The sequence below is a fragment of the Serratia sp. A07 genome, assembly GCF_058725505.1.
The window spans coordinates 93,322-110,097 of sequence record NZ_JBZXDO010000007.1; the positions used below are offsets into that span (position 1 = coordinate 93,322).

Annotated in this window: 12 protein-coding genes; 6 read left to right on the forward strand and 6 right to left on the reverse strand. The window is 61.7% G+C overall.

Features of this window, described 5'->3' with window-relative positions:
- Nucleotides 1-16: 16 nt before the first annotated feature.
- From ulaR to glpD, 5 genes are all read left to right on the forward strand, one after another.
- On the forward strand, nt 17-772 hold the full coding sequence (ulaR, locus tag AC4PR2_RS10035) for an HTH-type transcriptional regulator UlaR (protein ID WP_060424494.1): 756 nt from the start codon (nt 17-19) through the stop codon (nt 770-772).
- Between the two features lie 84 nt (nt 773-856).
- Nucleotides 857-1,183 carry a thiosulfate sulfurtransferase GlpE gene (gene glpE, locus AC4PR2_RS10040; protein WP_004930790.1) on the forward strand — a complete coding sequence of 109 codons (327 nt, stop codon included), beginning with the start codon at nt 857-859 and terminating at the stop codon, nt 1,181-1,183.
- A 171-nt stretch (nt 1,184-1,354) separates the two neighbouring features.
- Nucleotides 1,355-2,191 (forward strand): rhomboid family intramembrane serine protease GlpG, encoded by an 837-nt coding sequence (gene glpG, locus AC4PR2_RS10045; RefSeq protein ID WP_084827091.1) that lies wholly within the window; start codon nt 1,355-1,357, stop codon nt 2,189-2,191.
- Nucleotides 2,192-2,241: 50 nt separating this feature from the next.
- A complete protein-coding gene (locus tag AC4PR2_RS10050; RefSeq protein ID WP_004930797.1) occupies nt 2,242-3,000 on the forward strand; it encodes a DeoR/GlpR family transcriptional regulator in 759 nt (252 codons plus the stop codon).
- A 248-nt stretch (nt 3,001-3,248) separates the two neighbouring features.
- Nucleotides 3,249-4,757, forward strand: coding sequence for a glycerol-3-phosphate dehydrogenase (gene glpD / locus AC4PR2_RS10055; protein ID WP_197803736.1), 1,509 nt, complete (start codon nt 3,249-3,251; stop codon nt 4,755-4,757).
- A gap of 62 nt (nt 4,758-4,819) precedes the next feature.
- On the opposite strand, the gene glgP is transcribed toward glpD, so the two are convergent.
- From glgP to asd, 6 genes are all read right to left on the reverse strand, one after another.
- Nucleotides 4,820-7,267: a glycogen phosphorylase gene (glgP, locus tag AC4PR2_RS10060; RefSeq protein ID WP_055311829.1), complete on the reverse strand. Its 2,448-nt coding sequence runs from the start codon at nt 7,265-7,267 to the stop codon at nt 4,820-4,822.
- 141 nt (nt 7,268-7,408) lie between these two features.
- On the reverse strand, nt 7,409-8,839 hold the full coding sequence (gene glgA, locus AC4PR2_RS10065) for a glycogen synthase GlgA (RefSeq protein ID WP_049202834.1): 1,431 nt from the start codon (nt 8,837-8,839) through the stop codon (nt 7,409-7,411).
- A gap of 135 nt (nt 8,840-8,974) precedes the next feature.
- On the reverse strand, nt 8,975-10,252 hold the full coding sequence (glgC, locus tag AC4PR2_RS10070) for a glucose-1-phosphate adenylyltransferase (protein ID WP_004930810.1): 1,278 nt from the start codon (nt 10,250-10,252) through the stop codon (nt 8,975-8,977).
- 15 nt (nt 10,253-10,267) lie between these two features.
- Nucleotides 10,268-12,250: a glycogen debranching protein GlgX gene (glgX, locus tag AC4PR2_RS10075; protein WP_060424485.1), complete on the reverse strand. Its 1,983-nt coding sequence runs from the start codon at nt 12,248-12,250 to the stop codon at nt 10,268-10,270.
- Complete coding sequence (glgB, locus tag AC4PR2_RS10080; protein WP_060441400.1) at nt 12,247-14,433, reverse strand: 1,4-alpha-glucan branching protein GlgB; 2,187 nt, start codon at nt 14,431-14,433, stop codon at nt 12,247-12,249. Before glgB ends, glgX begins: the two co-directional genes overlap by 4 nt.
- Nucleotides 14,434-14,876: 443 nt before the next feature.
- A complete protein-coding gene (asd, locus tag AC4PR2_RS10085; protein ID WP_016930397.1) occupies nt 14,877-15,980 on the reverse strand; it encodes an aspartate-semialdehyde dehydrogenase in 1,104 nt (367 codons plus the stop codon).
- A 192-nt stretch (nt 15,981-16,172) separates the two neighbouring features.
- Between asd and AC4PR2_RS10090 the strand changes: the two genes are divergently transcribed.
- The gene (locus AC4PR2_RS10090; protein ID WP_025159894.1) at nt 16,173-16,766 is read left to right on the forward strand and encodes a YhgN family NAAT transporter; all 594 of its coding nucleotides are present in this window, start codon (nt 16,173-16,175) and stop codon (nt 16,764-16,766) included.
- Nucleotides 16,767-16,776: the final 10 nt, after the last annotated feature.

Consider the following 16,776-nt stretch of genomic DNA (forward strand, 5'->3'; position numbering starts at 1 on the left):
TCTCCACGGAGCCCGCATGACAGAGTCCCAACGCCACAACGCTATTCTCGATCTCTTGCAGCGCAAGGGGCAAATCTCCGTGGCGGACGTCATCGCGGCGTTTGACATCTCTCCGGCCACCGCGCGCCGGGACATCAACAAGCTGAATGAAATCGGCAAATTGCGCAAAGTACGCAACGGCGCCGAAGCCACGCAAACTCCGCGCCCGGCTTGGACGCCGCTCAATATCCACCAAACCCAGCACCTCGATGAAAAAATGCGCATTGCGGCGGCCGCGGCACAGCTCTGTCAGCCGGGTGAAAGCGTGGTGATCAACTGCGGCTCCACCGCATTTCTGTTGGGCCGTGAAATTTGCGGCAAGCCGGTTCAGGTGATCACCAATTATCTGCCGCTGGCCAATTACCTGATCGATCAGGAACACGACAGCGTGGTGATCATGGGAGGCCAGTACAACAAAACCCAGTCGATTACTCTGGCGCCTCAGGAAGGCGACGCAACCCTGTACGCCGGGCACTGGATGTTCACCAGCGGTATCGGCCTCACCGCTGACGGTTTGTATAAAACCGATATGCTGACCGCGATGGCAGAACAGAAGATGCTCAACTATGTCGGTAAACTGGTGGTGCTGGTCGACAGCAGCAAAGTCGGCCAACGCGCCGGCATGCTGTTCAGCCGCACCGAGCAAATTGCCATGGTGATCACCGGCCGGGCCGCCGATCCGGCAATCGTTGAGCAACTGCGTCAGCAAGGCGTTGAAGTGCTGCTGGTGTGACAAAACCACAACCTTACTCTGGTCTTAAACGCCGCAGAGTTGGTTACAATAGCGGCGTCCCCCAATTACGAGGCAGTCAGCAGTATGGAACAGTTCGAAGCGATCAACGTTGAGCAGGCGTACACCCGCTGGAAAGAGGGCAGCGCCGCCCTGGTCGACATCCGCGATCCGCAAAGTTTTGAAGCCGGGCATACGCCGGGCGCCTTTCACCTCACCAACGCCACCCTGTCGGCCTTTATGCAGCAAAACGACTTCGAGCGGCCGGTGATGGTGATGTGCTACCACGGTAACAGCAGCCGCAGCGCGGCGCAGTACCTGCTGCACCAGGGGTTCGACGCGGTCTACAGCATCGACGGCGGCTTCGAGGCCTGGGCCCGCCAGTATCCGCAGGACGTGGAAACCTCTGCCTGATTCCCGCCGCCCGCCGTGCGTCGGCGGGCTTCCCCTTCATTTTTGTGCGCGTTTTCGCGGGTTTTTCGCAGATCCGTTTGCCAGCGCTCAGGATTTCGACGTTATAATCGGCCGTCAGGGTCGCCGGCGAGCAAGCCGCGGCCAAAATCATTCACTTACGACGGAAGAGCAATGGTTAGAGTAATCGCCATATCCAACCCGCGCCTGGCGCTGGCCTTTGTCGACTATATGGCGACCCAGGGCATCAGGCTTGAGCTGCGCAACAGCGGCGAGGCGGCGGAAATCTGGCTGGCCGACGACGGCCACCTCGAACAGGTGCAACACGAGCTGCAGCAGTTTCTGGTCGATCCGCTCAACCGCCGTTATCAGGCCGCCAGCTGGCAGACCGGCCATACCGACGCCGGCCTGCACTATCAGAGCGAATCCTACCTGCACACCCTGCGCAGCAAGGCCGGGCCGCTGACGCTCGGCGTGATGGTGCTGTGCATCGCGGTCTACATCCTGATGCAGGTGCTGGGCGACAACACCGTGATGTACTGGCTCTCCTGGCCGCAGGACAGCAGCCAATACACGCAGCTGTGGCGCTGGGTCAGCCATGCGTTCCTGCATTTCTCCCTGCTGCATATCCTGTTTAACCTGATGTGGTGGTGGTATCTCGGCGGCCAGATGGAAAAACGCCTCGGCGCCGGCAAGCTGTTCGTGCTGGCGGTGGTGTCGGCCTTCTTCAGCGGCTGGGCGCAATCGCTGTTCAGCGGCGCGCTGTTCGGCGGGCTGTCGGGCGTGGTCTATGCGCTGATGGGCTATGTGTGGCTGACGGGCGAGCGGGCGCCGGAGCGCGGCCTGATGCTGCCGCGCGGGCTGATGGTGTTCTCGGTGCTGTGGCTGGTGGCCGGATATTTCGATATTTTAGGAATGTCGATCGCCAACGCGGCACACGTAGCCGGTTTAGTGTTAGGGTTATTGATGGCATTTTGGGATACGCGTCATCGCGCACACAACGAACAATAACAGCCGGGAGCTGTGCCCAGCGGGCACAGCGGGCGTTTTAGGGGATTATCGTGAAGCAAACACAGCGTCATGACGCAATTATCGAGCTGGTGCGCCTGCAAGGTTACGTCAGCACGGAAGAGCTGGTGGAACATTTTGACGTCAGCCCGCAAACGATTCGCCGCGATTTGAATGACCTGGCCGACCAGAACAAGATCCAGCGTCACCACGGCGGCGCGGCGCTGCCTTCCAGCTCGGTCAACGCTGCCTATAACGATCGCAAGGTGATGTGGTCGGAAGAGAAAGCCCGCATCGCGCAGCGCGTCGCCAGCCAGATCCCGGACGGCGCCACGCTGTTCATCGATATCGGCACCACGCCGGAAGCGGTGGCCCATGCGCTGATGAACCACAAGAACCTGCGCGTGGTCACCAACAACCTCAACGTCGCCACCCTGCTGACCGCCAAGGAAGACTTCCGCCTGATCCTGGCCGGCGGCGAAGTGCGCACCCGCGACGGCGGCATCATGGGCGAAGCCACCCTGGACTTCATCTCTCAATTCCGCCTCGATTACGGCATTCTCGGCATCAGCGGCATCGATATGGACGGCTCGCTGCTCGAATTCGACTATCACGAAGTGCGCACCAAACGCGCGATTATCGAAAATTCCCGCTGCGTGATGCTGGTCACCGACCACTCCAAATTCGGCCGCAACGCCATGGTCAACCTGGGTAACATGAATCTGATCGACTACCTGTTTACCGACCAGTTGCCGCCGCCGAGCGTGATGAAAATCATCGAGCAGTACGACGTGCAGCTGGAGCTGTGCTGATCCGCTGTTAACCTGCGGGGCGCGCCGCCGCCCCGTTTCCTCCCCCCCCGCCCCTCTTCATCGACAGCCGTTTGCGCGCTTGCGCCATATCCACATCATTTATGTGACTATCATCACCAAACTGTTACCTCTATCACGCCTAAATGTTTTTGTTTGGTTAAGTCTTGGCTTGCTTGTTGGTTTTTGATTACAATCATGAGCGAAAACGAACATGAAAGAGCTATTTCGAACATCTGGAGGAAGATGACGTGGAAACCAAAGACTTGATCGTTATCGGTGGCGGCATCAACGGTGCCGGCATCGCGGCGGATGCTGCCGGGCGCGGGCTGTCGGTACTGCTACTGGAAGCGCAAGACTTGGCCTGTGCTACGTCTTCCGCCAGTTCCAAACTGATCCACGGTGGCCTGCGCTACCTGGAACACTACGAATTCCGTCTGGTGAGCGAAGCGCTGGCCGAGCGTGAAGTGCTGCTGAAGCTGGCGCCGCACATCGCGTTCCCGATGCGTTTCCGCCTGCCGCACCAGCCGCACCTGCGTCCGGCCTGGATGATCCGTATCGGCCTGTTCCTGTACGATCACCTGGGCAAACGCACCAGCCTGCCGGGCAGCAAGGGCTTGCGCTTTGGACCAGAGTCGGTGCTGAAGCCTGAACTGAAGCGCGGTTTCGAATATTCCGACTGCTGGGTCGACGATGCTCGCCTGGTGGTGCTGAACGCGCAGGAAGTGGAAAAACGCGGCGGCGAAGTGCGCACCCGCACCAAAGTGACCCGCGCATGGCGTGAAAACGGCCTGTGGATGGTGGAAGCGGTCGATATCGACAGCGGCAAAACCTTCACCTGGCGCGCCAAAGGCCTGGTGAACGCCACCGGCCCGTGGGTGAAAAACTTCTTCGACGACGGCCTGAAGCTGAAATCGCCTTACGGCATCCGCCTGATCAAAGGCAGCCACATCGTGGTGCCGCGCGTGCACGATCAGCCGCAGTCTTACATTCTGCAGAACGAAGACCACCGCATCGTGTTCGTGATCCCGTGGAATGACGAGTTCTCCATCATCGGCACCACCGACGTGGAGTACAAAGGCGATCCGAAGGACGTGAAGATCGACGAGAACGAAATCGCTTATCTGCTGAAAGTGTACAACGATCACTTCAAGAAGCAGCTGGGCCGCGACGACATCGTCTGGACATACTCCGGCGTGCGTCCGCTGTGCGACGACGAATCCGATTCGCCGCAGGCGATCACCCGCGATTACACGCTGGACGTGCACGACGAGCAAGGCAAGGCGCCGCTGCTGTCGGTCTTCGGCGGCAAGTTGACCACCTACCGCAAGCTGGCCGAGCACGCGATGGAAAAACTGGCCCACTACTACCCAGGCTGCGGCCCGGCGTGGACCAAAAACGCCACGCTGCCGGGCGGTGACATCGGCGGCGATCGCGACGGCTACGCAGCCAAACTGCGCCGTGCACACGGCTGGCTGCCGGAAGCCCTGGCGCGCCGCTATGCCCGCACCTACGGCAGCCAGAGCGAGCTGATCCTGGCCGGCGCCAACGGCCTCGGCGATCTGGGCGAAGATTTCGGCCACGGTCTGTATGAAGCCGAACTGCGCTACCTGACCGACAAAGAGTGGGTCGTAGAGCTGGACGACGCCATCTGGCGCCGCACCAAGCTGGGCATGTGGCTGGACGACGCGCAGCAGGCGCGGGTGAAAACCTGGCTGGCGGAACACGCGAAAACGAAAGCGCTGTCTCTGGCTTCCTGAGCCGCAGCGTAACGAAAAAGGGCCGGTTATCCGGCCCTTTTCTTTGCGCTTTCTCTTCCGTCTTACAGCTTCACCGGCTGAATGTGCCAGATTTCGTCTGCGTATTCCTGAATGGTGCGATCGGAGGAGAAGTAGCCCATGTTGGCGATATTCAGCACCGCGCGCCGCGTCCACTCGTCCTGATTGAGATACACCTCGTCCACCTTGTCCTGCGTATCCACGTAGCTGCGATAATCCGCCAGCAGCTGGTAGTGATCCCCCAGGTTCACCAACGAGTCGAACAGGTTGCTGTAGCGCTTCGGTTCGTCCGGGCTGAACACGCCGGTGGCGATCTGCGTCAGCGCCTGATGCAGCTCGGGATCCTGCTCGTAGTATTGATGCGGGTTGTAACCGTTGCGGCGCAGTTCCTCCACCTGTTCGGCGGTATTGCCGAAGATAAAGATGTTCTCCTCCCCCACGTGCTCGCGCATCTCGACGTTGGCGCCGTCCAGCGTACCGATGGTCAGCGCGCCGTTCAGCGCAAACTTCATGTTGCTGGTGCCTGAGGCTTCGGTGCCCGCCAGCGAGATCTGTTCCGACAGATCCGCCGCCGGGATAATGATCTGCGCCAGGCTGACGCCGTAGTTCGGAATGAACACCACCTTCAGCTGGGTATGCACGCGCGGATCGTTGTTGATCACTTTGGCCACGTCGTTGATTAAGCGGATGATCTGCTTGGCGGCGTAGTAGGCGGACGCCGCCTTGCCGGCGAAGATCACCACCCGCGGCACGCGCTCGATCTCCGGATCGTCCAGCAGGCGGTTATACAGCGTGATGACGTGCAACACGTTGAGCAGCTGCCGTTTGTACTCGTGGATGCGCTTGATCTGCACGTCGAACAGCGCATCCGGGTTGACCACCACGTTGAGCGTTTTGGCGATGTACAGCGCCAGCCGCTCCTTGTTCTGCCGCTTGGCGCGCTGCACCGCCTGCAGGAAACTCGGGTAATCGACGTTGGCTTTGATCTCGCTCAGCTGGCTGAGATCGGTGCGCCAGGTTTGCCCGATGCAGTCGTCCAGCACCGCCGCCAGCGGCGGGTTGGCCAGCGCCAGCCAACGGCGCGGCGTCACCCCGTTGGTTTTGTTGCAGAAGCGATTGGGGAACAGCCGGGCAAAGTCGGCGAACAGCGACTGCACCATCAGCTCGGAATGCAGGGCGGAAACGCCGTTGACCTTGTGGCTGGCCACCACTGCCAGCCACGCCATGCGCACCCGGCGGCCGTTGGTTTCATCGATGATCGAGACCCGCGCCAGCAGGTCGTTGTCGCCCGGCGCCACTTCCTGCACCATCTTGAGGAAGTGATCGTTGATTTCGAAAATCAGCTGCAGATGGCGCGGCAAGATGCGCCCTATCATGTCCAACGGCCAGGTTTCCAGCGCCTCGCTCATCAGCGTGTGGTTGGTGTAGGAAAACACCTGCTCCACCACTTCCCAGGCGTCGAGCCACTTGAATTTGTGCTCGTCGATCAGCCGGTGCATCAGTTCGGGAATCGACAGCACCGGGTGAGTGTCGTTGAGGTGAATGGCGATCTTGTCCGCCAGGTTGTCGAAGGTTTTGTGCATCAGCCAATGGCGGTTGAGGATGTCCTGCACCGTGGCCGACACCAGGAAATACTCCTGCCGCAGCCGCAGCTCGCGCCCGGAGGAGGTCGAGTCGTCCGGATACAGCACGCGCGACACGTTCTCCGAGTGGTTTTTATCCTCCACCGCGGCGAAATAATCGCCCTGGTTGAACTTGCCGAGGTTGATCTCGTTACTGGCCTGCGCGCTCCACAGCCGCAGGGTGTTGGTGGCGTCGGTGTCGAAACCGGGGATCACCTGATCGTAGGCGATGGCCACGATCTCTTCGGTTTCCAGCCAGCGCGCCTTGGCGCCCTCCTGCTGCACGCGGCCGCCGAAGCGCACCTTGTAGCGGGTGTTGTGGCGCGGAAACTCCCACGGATTGCCGTACTCCAGCCAATAGTCCGGCGATTCCATCTGCTGGCCGTTGACGATGTTTTGCTTGAACATGCCGTACTCGTAGCGAATGCCGTAGCCGCGCCCCGGCAGCGCCAGCGTCGCCAGCGAATCGAGGAAGCAGGCCGCCAGACGCCCCAGACCGCCGTTGCCGAGGCCAGGGTCGTTCTCTTCTTCCAGCAGTTCACCCAGGCTCAACCCCATTTCGTTCAGCGCGTTGTCGATGTCCTGATAGATGCCCATCGACAGCAGCGCGTTCGACAGGGTGCGGCCGATCAGGAACTCCATCGACAGGTAATACACCTGCCGCACGTCCTGCGACAGCTGGGCGCGGTTGGAGCGCAGCCAGCGTTCAACCATGCGATCGCGCACCGCGAACAGCACGGCGTTCAGCCAGTCGTGCCGGTTGGCGATGGCCGGATCCTTGCCGACGATAAACATCAGCTTATAGGCGATGGAGTGTTTCAGCGCTTCCACACTGACCGTAGGTGAGGTGTAACTAAACGGTGAAGTCATGGCTTTTTGATCCCTTTTAGGGAGCCCAGCCATTCGCCGCGGAATAGCTGGCCCCGCTGAACATGGACGCGGTACGCCGCGCCCCGACAATCAACCCAAACGGCTGCCCGCCGCGCGTCAACCCAAGACGCGAAACGCAGGCTACAAACGTTGATAAAGCGACAGATACTCTTTCGCCGCCACCGGCCAGCCGAAGTCCACGCTCATGGCGTGACGCTGAACGTGGCGCCAGTGTTTCGGCCGGCTCCACAGCACCATGGCGCGGCGGATGGCGTTGCCCAGCGCGACGGCATCGCAATCGTCGAACACGAAGCCGCTGGCAGTGCCGTCGGCCAGATTTTCCAGCGCGCAGTCCACCACCGTGTCTGCCAGCCCGCCGGTGCGGCGCACCAGCGGCAGCGTGCCGTATTTCAGGCCGTAGAGCTGCGTCAGGCCGCAGGGCTCGAAGCGGCTCGGCACCAGAATCACGTCGGCGCCGCCGATGATGCGGTGGGAGAAGGATTCGTGATAGCCGATCTGCACCCCAACCTGTTCGGGATAGTCGGCGGCGGCAGCCAGAAACGCCTGTTGCAGCACCGCGTCGCCGGCGCCCAGCAGCGCCAGCTGCCCGCCCTGCGCCAGCAGCTCAGGCAATGCCTGCAGCACCAGGTCCAGACCTTTTTGGCTGGTCAAGCGGCTCACTACCGCGAACACCGGCAGCGATTCGTCCACCTTCAGCCCCATGGCCTTTTGCAGATGCAGCTTGTTTTTGACCTTGCTTTTCAGATCGTCGGCGTCGTAGCGGGTACTCAGCCGCGGGTCGTGGGCCGGATCCCAAATCTTGTCGTCCACCCCGTTGAGGATACCGCTCAGCCGGCCCTGCCGCTGCCGTTCCTGCAGCAGCCCCTCCATGCCATAGCCGAACTCCGGCCGGGTGATCTCGCGTGCATAGGTCGGGCTGACGGCGGTCACGTGGTCGGCATAAAACAGCCCGGCCTTGAGGAACGACATCTGGCCGTAGAACTCCAGGCCATAAACGTCATAAAACGACGCCGGCAGCCACAGCTCGGTCACATGATGGGCGGAGAACAGCCCCTGATAAGCCAGGTTGTGCACCGTGAACACCGAGCGCGCCGGGTGGCCGTTGGCGGCCAGATAGGCGCAGCTCAGGCCGGCGTGCCAGTCGTGGGCGTGCACCAGCTGCGGGCGCCAGTAGCGATCCAGCCCCTTGGCCAGCTCGCAGGCCATCCAGCCCAGCAGCGCAAAGCGGCGATGGTTGTCGGGGTAGGCGTACATGGATTGGTCGTGGTACGGGCTGCCCGGCCGGTCATACAGCCAGGGCGCATCGATGAGATAGATGCCCACGCCATGGTAGGTGCCGTAACGCAGGCCCACCCGGCCGGCGAACGAGTCGATTTCCGCCACCAGCACGGTGTCCGGAATGCCGTTGCGTACGTCAGGGAAAGCGGGCAATAGCACCCGAACATCGGCGCCTTCGGCGATTTGCGCCGCCGGCAGTGCGCCAACCACGTCTGCGAGTCCGCCCGTTTTCAGCAGGGGGAACATTTCAGAACATACGTGTAAGACCTGCATTATCACTCCTGAAAGTCGGCCGAAGGCCTCTGGATAAGAAATAAAGCAGGCTTGCCGCTGTTATGTTTGCCGCGTTGCGCAAGCCATCGAACCGTTCATCAGGCGGCAGGCTATCGTTCTGCCGCCCACGTTAACTCACAATTTTGACAACATTTCGCGCGTCACCAGCACGATGCCGCCTTCCGAGCGATAAAAGCGCTTGCTGTCCTCATCGGCGTTTTCCCCGATCACCATGCCCTCCGGAATGTGGCAGGCGCGGTCGATGATGCAGCGCCGCAGGCGGCAGGAACGGCCGACGTTCACGTCCGGCAACAATACGGTAGAGTCGATGGTACAGAACGAGTTCACTCGCACGCGCGGGAACAGCACCGAATGCACCACCACCGACCCGGACACGATGCAACCGCCGGACACCAGCGAGTTCATGGTCATGCCGTGGCTGCCGGAGCGATCCTGCACGAACTTGGCCGGCGGCAGCGGCTCCATGTGGGTGCGGATCGGCCAGGCGCGGTCGTACATGTCCAGCTCCGGCGTTACCGACGCCAGATCGAGGTTGGCGCGCCAGTAGGCGTCCAGCGTGCCCACGTCGCGCCAGTACGGCGGCAGATCGGGGTTGGAGGTCACGCAGGACAAGGTAAACGGATGCGCCCACGCCGCCTGTTGCGCGGTGATTTTCGGGATCAGATCCTTGCCGAAATCGTGGCTGGAGCCGGGGGTCGACATATCCTCTTCCAATAGCTGGAACAGGTAGGCGGCATTAAAAATATAGATGCCCATGCTGGCCAGCGACATATCCGGGTTGCCCGGCATCGCCGGCGGATCGGCGGGTTTCTCCAGGAACTCGATAATGCGGTCGCTTTCATCCACCTTCATCACGCCGAATTCGCCGGCTTCGCTGCGCGGCACCGGCAGGCAGGCCACGGTGCACTGGGCCCCCTTCTCGACGTGGTCGATCAGCATGCGCGAGTAATCCATCTTGTAGATATGGTCGCCCGCCAGGATCACCACGTATTCGGCCTCATAGCGGCGGATGATGTCCAGGTTCTGGTAGACCGCGTCGGCGGTGCCTTTGTACCAATGTTCGGTGCTGAGGCGCTGCTGGGCCGGCAGCAGGTCGACGAACTCGTTCATTTCCTCGTTGAGAAACGACCAGCCGCGCTGAATGTGCTGCACCAGCGTGTGCGACTGGTATTGGGTGATCACGCCGATGCGGCGGATGCCGGAGTTCAGGCAGTTCGACAGGGCGAAATCGATGATGCGGAATTTGCCGCCAAAGTGGACGGCGGGCTTGGCGCGGGTGGAGGTCAAATCTTTCAGGCGCGAGCCGCGGCCGCCGGCCAGGATCAGCGCTACGGATTTAATCGGCAGCTGGCGCGCCAACATCAGGGGGTCTTTATTTTCAAACCTAACCATAGCGGACTCCTTTTATTATTTCCGTACCAGAACGCAAAGCGAGCGCGCGTCCTGGTGCCAGGCGGGTAACACCGCCCGTGAGTCTTCCTGAGTGAACGGAGCGACAACCTGCCAATCGCCTTCCGGCAACCTCATCTCCACCGTTTGCGGCGTGGCGTTAACCAGCAGCAGCCAGCGCTGCGACAGCAGGATCTGCATAAGCAGATCGCCTTGCTCCCACTGCTGCGCGTCGAGCGCCTGCCCTTGTGCGTTCAGCCACTGCACGCTGCCGTCGTCCTGCTGCCACCAGCGGTCCTGTTGCAACGCGGGGATCCGGCGGCGCAGCGCGATCAGCGCCGCGACGTAATCGGTCAGCGCGTCATCCGCTGTGGACCAGTCGAGCCAGGTGGTGGCGTTGTCCTGGCAATAGGCGTTGTTGTTCCCCTGCTGGCTGTGTCCCTGTTCATCGCCGGCCAGCAGCATCGGCGTTCCCTGGGACAGCAACAGCGTGGCGAGCATCGCCCGCTGGCTGGCCCTGCGGCGTTGCACAATGGCGTCGTCGGCGACCAGGCCTTCCACGCCGTGGTTGTTGCTGAAATTACGATCGCTGCCGTCGCGGTTGCCTTCGCCGTTCGGCTGATTGTGCTTCTCGTTGAAGCTGACCACGTCCTGCAGGGTAAAACCGTCATGGGCGGTCAGCATGTTGACGGTGGCGTAAGGCGCTCGCCCGCGCTGGTTGTACACATCGCTGGAGGCGGCAAAACGCCGGGCGAACTGGCCGAGCGACACGCCGCTCTGCAGCCAGAAACGGCGCATGTCGTCGCGGTAATGGTCGTTCCATTCGGCGAAGCGGCCGGGAAACGCCCCCACCTGATAACCGCCGGGGCCAACGTCCCAGGGTTCGGCTATCAACTTGCAGCGCGACAGCACATCGTCCGCCAGCATAGCCTGGAACAGCGGCGCATCGCGATCGAACCCCGGCGTGCGGCCGAGCACGCTGCCCAGATCGAAGCGGAAGCCGTCGACGTGGCACTCCCGCACCCAAAAATGCAGGCAGTCCATCACCCAGGCCACGCCCTGCGGCTGATCGAGCCGCAGGGTATTGCCGCAGCCGGTGTCGTTGACGTAGTCCCCTTCCGGCGTCAGCCAGTAGTAGCTCTGGTTGTCGATGCCGCTCAGCGACAGCATCGGCCCGTCCATATCCAGCTCGGCGCTGTGGTTGAACACCACGTCGAGGATCACCTCGATGCCGGCTTGATGCAGCGCCTTGACCGCATCGCGAAATTCGTTCAGCGGCGTGCCGTCGGTGCTCAGGCTGGCGTAGCGGTTGTCCGGCGCATAGGGCGCCAGCACGTTATAGCCCCAGTAGTTGATCAGCCCCAGCCGCTGCAGACGCGGTTCGGAGGTATGTTGCTGCACCGGCAGCAGTTCCAGCGCGGTGATGCCGAGGCGTTTGAAGTGGGCGATCATCACCGGGTGCCCCAGCGCGGCGAAGCTGCCGCGCAGCGCCGGCGGGATCTTCGGGTGCAGCAGCGTCAGGCCGCGTACGTGCGCTTCGTAAATCACCGTCTGCCCCCAGGGCGTGGCGGGCGGGCGATCGTCCTGCCAGTCATAGCATTGGTCCACCACCACGCATTTCGGCATCAGCTCGGCGCTGTCGTGCGGATCCGGCCGATCGTAACCGCCGTGCAGGTGCGGGTGGTCCGCCACCGGCCCTTCCACCGCGCGCGCGGCCGGATCGAGCGCCAGCTTGTTGGGGTTGAACCGCTGTCCGTTCGCCGGGTCGAACGGGCCGTAGACCCGGTAACCGTAACGTTGTCCCGGCTTGCCGCCCGGCAAATAGCCATGCCAGATATCGCCGCTGCGCGCCGGTAGCGGCAGGCGCACCTCACGCTGCTGGCCGTCGAACAGGCACAGCTCCACCCGCTCGGCGTGCGCCGAGTACAGGGTAAAATTGATGCCTTCGCCGTCGTAATGCGCGCCCAGCGGCGCGGCGAGGCCGGCCGTCAGCTCCGTCATGGCGCCTCCCGCAGCAGATAAATGGTCGCCAGCGGCGGCAGCGTCACGCAGATGGAAAAGTCGCGGCCGTGGCTGCCGACCGCTTCGGAAGAGACCCGCCCCTGATTGCCGGCGTTGCTGCCGTGATAGTGGTGCGAATCGGTATTGAGGATCTCGCGATAGTCGCCGGCGCGGGAGAGGCCGATGCGGTAGCGGTAGCGCGGCACCGGGGTAAAGTTGCTGATGGCGATCAGCTCATTGCCCTGCGAATCGTAGCGCGCGAACGCGAACACCGAGTTGTCGTGATCGTCGACCACCAGCCACTCGAAGCCGTCCGGGCGATAGTCACGCTCATACAGCGGCGCCTGCTGCCGGTAGCAGTGGTTCAGATCGCGCACCAGCCGCTGCACGCCGTTGTGCCAGTTATCCAGCCCTTCCAGCAAATGCCAATCGAGGCTGGTATCGAAATTCCACTCGCGCCCCTGCGCAAACTCGCAGCCCATAAACAGCAGCTTTTTGCCCGGATGCGCCCACATAAACCCGTAGTAGGCGCGCAGGTTGGCGAACTTTTGCCAGGCGTCGCCCGGCATGCGGTCGAGGATCGATTTTTTGCCGTGCACCACTTCATCGTGCGAGATCGGCAGCACGAAGTTCTCGGTATAGGCATACAGCATGCCGAAGGTCATCTGGTTGTGGTGATACTTACGGTGCACCGGATCGCACTTCATGTAATTGAGCGTGTCGTGCATCCAGCCGAGGTTCCATTTGTAGTGGAACCCCAGACCGTTGGCGTCCGGCGGCAGGGTGACGCCGGGGTAGTCGGTGGACTCCTCCGCCAACGTCACCGCGCCCGGCTGCGCCTGGCCGATAGTCTGGTTGGTATAACGCAGGAAGGCGATCGCCTCCAGGTTCTCGTTGCCGCCGTAGTAATTCGGCACCCACTCGCCGTCGGCGCGGCTGTAGTCGCGATAGATCATCGACGCCACCGCATCGACCCGCAGCGCGTCGATGCCGAAGCGCTCCAGCCAATACAGCGCGTTGCCCGCCAGGTAGTTGCGCACCTCGTGGCGGCCGTAGTTGTAGATCAGCGTATTCCAGTCCTGATGGAAGCCCTCGCGCGGATCGGCGTATTCGTACAGCGCCGTGCCGTCGAAGTTCGCCAGGCCATAGGCGTCGCTCGGGAAGTGCCCCGGCACCCAGTCGAGGATCACGTTGATGCCCGCCTCATGCGCCGCCGCCACGAACGCCCTGAAATCGGCCGGCGTGCCGAAGCGCCGGGTCGGCGCATACAGCCCCAGCGGTTGATAGCCCCAACTGCCGTCGAACGGGTGCTCGTTGATCGGCAGCAGCTCGATATGGGTGAATCCCATGTCCTTCACATAGTCGATAAGCTGCACCGCCAGCTCGCCGTAGCTGAGCCAGAAGTGGTTGTCGGTGTGGCGACGCCATGAGCCGAGATGCACCTCGTAGATAGCGATCGGCTGGTCAAAATCGTTGGCGCGGCGGCGCGCCTGCGTCGACGGCACCACCTCCGGCAGCGGCGCCACCAGCGAGGCGGTGTCCGGGCGCATCTGCGCCTCGAAGGCGTAAGGATCGGCTTTCAGCTGGGTATTGCCGTAGCAATCGACGATTTCATATTTGTACAGCTGGCCGGCCCGCACGCCGGGCAGGAACAGCTCCCAGATGCCGTTTTCACGCCGCAAACGCATCGGATGGCGGCGGCCGTCCCAGAAGTTGAACTCCCCCACCACCGAGACGCGCTGGGCGTTAGGCGCCCAAACGGCAAAGCTGACGCCGTCGACGCCATCCAGCGTGGCGAGGTGAGCCCCCAGGCGTTCATAGGGGCGCAGGTGCGTGCCCTCGGCCAGCAGCCAGCTGTCGATGTCCTGCAGCAGCGGGCCGAACCGGTAGGGATCGTCGACAGTCTGTTGGTGATCGCGCCAGCTGACCTGCAGCTGATAGCGGAAAGGATTTTTGCGCCGCGGCACCACGGCGCTGAAGAAGCCGCGCGGATCGTCGCAGTTCAGCTGCGCCAACCGCCGGCCGGTTTGCTGCTCAATCAGCCAAACCTCGGTGGCATCCGGCAGCAGCGCACGCACCTGCAGACCGTTATCGGTCGCATGCATGCCAAGCAGAGCAAAGGGATCGGCGTAATGGCCGGAGATGATCTGATCAATCACGTCACGATCGGGAAGTACAGGCATAGTCTTCTTCCTTAGATTAACAGCATGATCTAAGCACGGCTTGTTGGTTATTCCTTGGCCGTTTTGGTCATCATGCAATGCATTCGGACTCTAAAGCGTGATTGCGGTCGGTTATTGACCAATCTTTACTCTGCCGACCTGAATTTCGCTCTTTATGCTTATTTTTTGAAATATTTCAGTCATGGTGAAAAATTGTTCGCCCATGCGTTAAGCATAGCCAATGTCTGTTAAAAACTGCTCAGCATTGCTCAGGAAAATTCTTCATTAAGAAAACTGCCAGCCCGGCGGCTTCTGCATGCGGCGGCCGACGAGGAGATATGCGGGGTGGAGCCCGGTGAAACGAGGCTTGCGGTGACGTTGCCCGGCGCGGTGCGCGGCGAACAAAAAAGCGAAAAATGAGGCTTTAGGGGGCTGAAATCAGCCAGCCCCCAGGAAGTGCGGGTTTACAGCAGGATGCGCAGCATGCGGCGCAGCGGCTCGGCCGCGCCCCACAGCAGCTGGTCGCCCACGGTGAACGCCGACAGGTACTCCGGCCCCATATTCAGCTTGCGCAGACGGCCAACCGGCGTATTCAGCGTACCGGTCACCGCCGCCGGCGTCAGTTCGCGCATGGTCAGCTCGCGGTCGTTCGGTATCACGCGCACCCAGTCATTGTGCGTCGCCAGCATCTGCTCGATTTCCGGCAGCGACACGTCTTTTTTCAGCTTCAGGGTGAACGCCTGGCTGTGGCAGCGCAGCGCGCCAACGCGCACGCACAGACCATCGACCGGGATCACGCTGCCGGTGTTCAGAATCTTGTTGGTTTCCGCCTGACCTTTCCACTCTTCACGGCTCTGGCCGTTGTCGAGCTGCTTGTCGATCCACGGGATCAGGCTGCCGGCCAACGGCACGCCGAAGTTATCGGTCGGCAGTTTGCCGCTGCGGGTGGCCTCGGTCACCTTGCGCTCGATATCCAGAATGGCGGAGGCCGGGTCCTGCAGTTCCTTCGCCACGTCGGCGTGCAGCATGCCCATTTGGGTCAGCAGTTCGCGCATGTGGCGCGCGCCGCCGCCGGAGGCCGCCTGGTAGGTGGCGACCGACGCCCACTCCACCAGATCGTTGGCGAACAGACCGCCGAGCGACATCAGCATCAGGCTGACGGTGCAGTTGCCGCCGACGAAGGTTTTGATGCCTTTGTCCAGGCCCTGCTGAATCACCGCGTGGTTGACCGGATCCAGGATGATGATGGCATCGTCCTGCATGCGCAGCGAAGAGGCCGCGTCGATCCAATAACCCTGCCAACCGCTGGCGCGCAGCTTAGGATACACTTCGTTGGTATAATCGCCGCCCTGACAGGTAATAATGATATCGAGCGCGCTCAGCGCGTCGATGTCATACGCATCCTGCAGCGTGCCCTGCTGGCCGCCGAAGGCCGGCGCGGCAGAACCGTGCTGCGAGGTGGAGAAAAAGACCGGGCGAATGGCATCGAAATCGCGCTCTTCCGTCATGCGTTGCATGAGAACCGAGCCGACCATTCCGCGCCAACCGATGAAACCAACGTTTTTCATAATATCTGTTTCCCGCCCGGATAAGGGCTATGTAGGTGATAACGAGTTGTGTGCAATATCTCCTCACCTTACAAAATGTCGGCGCGGGCGCAAAGTGAATTTATTCGATGGCTGAGGATTTCTCAGCAATCCTTCTTATAGGCAAGGACGCGGCCGGAAAGGCCGAGGCGTTTTCCCGATCACGAGGTCACCATGACAGAGATGATTTCCGCTACGGTATTGCTGTTTTTAATTATGGATCCGCTGGGCAATCTGCCGATTTTCATGTCGGTGCTCAAGCACCTGGAGCCGCGCAGGCGCCGGGTGGTGCTGATCCGCGAGCTGCTGATCGCCCTGCTGCTGATGCTGATTTTCCTGTTCGCCGGCGAGAAAATTCTGGCGTTCCTCAACCTGCGTACCGAAACCGTCTCCATTTCCGGCGGCATCATCCTGTTTCTGATCGCCATCAAGATGATTTTCCCGTCTCAGGAGGGCAACAGTTCGGGGCTGTCCGCCGGCGAAGAGCCCTTCCTGGTGCCGCTGGCGATCCCGCTGGTGGCCGGGCCGTCGATTCTGGCAGCGCTGATGCTGCTGTCGCACCAGTATCCGCATCAGCTGCCCCATCTGGTGGCGGCGCTGTTGATCGCCTGGGGTCTCTCTGCGGCCATTTTGCTGATGTCGAACCTGTTCCTGCGCCTGCTGGGCAGCAAAGGCGTCAGCGCGCTGGAGCGGTTGATGGGGCTGATTCTGGTGATGCTGTCGACCCAGATGTTCCTGGACGGCGTGCGGGCTTACATGAAGCTGTAGGCGCCTGACG

Excerpts from the sequence above, each read along its gene's own strand:
- ulaR (WP_060424494.1), top strand. The coding sequence starts at position 17 with ATGACAGAGTCCCAACGCCACAACGCTATTCTCGATCTCTTGCAGCGC.
- glpE (WP_004930790.1), top strand. The coding sequence starts at position 857 with ATGGAACAGTTCGAAGCGATCAACGTTGAGCAGGCGTACACCCGCTGG.
- glpG (WP_084827091.1), top strand. The coding sequence starts at position 1,355 with ATGGTTAGAGTAATCGCCATATCCAACCCGCGCCTGGCGCTGGCCTTT.
- glgP (WP_055311829.1), bottom strand. The coding sequence starts at position 7,267 with ATGACTTCACCGTTTAGTTACACCTCACCTACGGTCAGTGTGGAAGCG.
- glgA (WP_049202834.1), bottom strand. The coding sequence starts at position 8,839 with ATGCAGGTCTTACACGTATGTTCTGAAATGTTCCCCCTGCTGAAAACG.
- glgC (WP_004930810.1), bottom strand. The coding sequence starts at position 10,252 with ATGGTTAGGTTTGAAAATAAAGACCCCCTGATGTTGGCGCGCCAGCTG.
- glgX (WP_060424485.1), bottom strand. The coding sequence starts at position 12,250 with ATGACGGAGCTGACGGCCGGCCTCGCCGCGCCGCTGGGCGCGCATTAC.
- glgB (WP_060441400.1), bottom strand. The coding sequence starts at position 14,433 with ATGCCTGTACTTCCCGATCGTGACGTGATTGATCAGATCATCTCCGGC.
- asd (WP_016930397.1), bottom strand. The coding sequence starts at position 15,980 with ATGAAAAACGTTGGTTTCATCGGTTGGCGCGGAATGGTCGGCTCGGTT.
- AC4PR2_RS10090 (WP_025159894.1), top strand. The coding sequence starts at position 16,173 with ATGACAGAGATGATTTCCGCTACGGTATTGCTGTTTTTAATTATGGAT.